The organism is Bacillus cereus group sp. N12, assembly GCF_016483575.1.
Lineage (GTDB): Bacteria > Bacillota > Bacilli > Bacillales > Bacillaceae_G > Bacillus_A > Bacillus_A toyonensis.
The window spans coordinates 1-260 of the sequence record NZ_JAEHBO010000239.1; the positions used below are offsets into that span (position 1 = coordinate 1).

Here is a 260-nt window from a genome sequence, read left to right on the forward strand (position 1 = left end):
CCCCCCCCCCCCCCCCCCCTTCTCCTTGTCACGCAGAAGACGGCATCCGAGCTCTCGGCCGGTCTCGTGGTCTCGGAGATGTGTATAAGAGACATGTCCCCGTTCCGCCTCCTGGGTTTCCTCCGGTTCCGTTATCTGTCCCCGTTCCGCCTCCTGGGTTTCCTCCGTTTGCGGTTTCTGTGGTAGTGACGAATAATGTGTTTGCTGATTTAGCATTGTGTTGTAAGGTGACTGTTATTGTCATAGCGGAGGAAACTATT

Annotated in this window: 1 protein-coding gene; it reads right to left on the minus strand. The window is 55.4% G+C overall.

The window, feature by feature from the left end; all coding sequences use genetic code 11:
- Positions 1-28: 28 nt before the first annotated feature.
- The coding region (locus tag JDS92_RS30720) for a hypothetical protein (RefSeq protein WP_206773099.1) at positions 29-260 on the minus strand (232 nt) is incomplete at its 5' end.